The organism is Pseudoalteromonas sp. L21 (assembly GCF_021728035.1).
In the GTDB taxonomy this organism is placed as follows: Bacteria; Pseudomonadota; Gammaproteobacteria; order Enterobacterales; family Alteromonadaceae; genus Pseudoalteromonas; species Pseudoalteromonas arabiensis.
In genome coordinates, this window is record NZ_JAKKCV010000014.1 from 1 (window position 1) to 1,043 (window position 1,043).

Below are 1,043 nucleotides of genomic sequence, written 5' to 3' on the forward strand. Positions count from 1 at the left end.
ACGCCGTCTGGTAACTGTACGTCACCTGTTACGTCAGTTGTACGGAAGTAGAACTGTGGACGGTAACCTTTGAAGAATGGCGTGTGACGACCACCTTCATCTTTAGAAAGTACGTATACTTCTGAAGTGAACTTCGTGTGTGGAGTGATTGAACCAGGCTTCGCTAGTACTTGACCACGTTCAACGTCTTCACGCTTAGTACCACGTAGAAGTGCACCGATGTTCTCACCCGCACGACCTTCGTCTAGAAGCTTACGGAACATCTCAACACCTGTACACGTTGTCTTCGTAGTTTCTTTGATACCTACGATTTCAACTTCGTCATTCACGTTGATGATACCAGCTTCAACACGGCCAGTTACAACTGTACCACGACCTTGGATTGAGAATACGTCTTCGATAGGCATGATGAATGGCTTATCGATGTCACGCTCTGGCTCTGGGATGTAAGAATCTAGTGCTTCTGCAAGCTCAACGATTTTGTCTTCCCACTCTTTCTCGCCTTCTAACGCTTTAAGCGCAGAACCTTGAATTAGTGGTAAGTCATCACCTGGGAAGTCGTACTCAGAAAGAAGTTCACGAACTTCCATCTCAACTAGCTCAAGTAGCTCTTCGTCGTCAACCATGTCACATTTGTTCATGAATACGATGATGTAAGGTACACCAACTTGACGAGAAAGTAGGATGTGCTCACGAGTTTGTGGCATAGGACCGTCAGTCGCAGCAACTACTAGGATTGCGCCGTCCATTTGAGCAGCACCCGTGATCATGTTTTTAACATAATCGGCGTGTCCTGGACAGTCTACGTGTGCGTAGTGACGAGTTGGTGTATCGTACTCAACGTGTGAAGTTGAGATTGTGATACCACGCTCACGCTCTTCTGGAGCGTTATCGATTGATGCGAAGTCTTTCGCTACACCACCGTATACTTTTGCAAGTACGTTAGTGATTGCTGCAGTTAGGGTAGTTTTACCGTGGTCAACGTGGCCGATTGTACCTACGTTTACGTGCGGTTTTACGCGTTCAAACTTTTCTTTTGCCAT

The 1,043-nt window shown here is 46.5% G+C and carries 1 protein-coding gene; it reads right to left on the bottom strand.

What is annotated here, in order from left to right; translation table 11 throughout:
* On the bottom strand, window positions 1–1,043 hold a 1,043-nt coding region (tuf, locus tag L3V41_RS19900; RefSeq protein ID WP_237128349.1), incomplete at its 3' end, for an elongation factor Tu.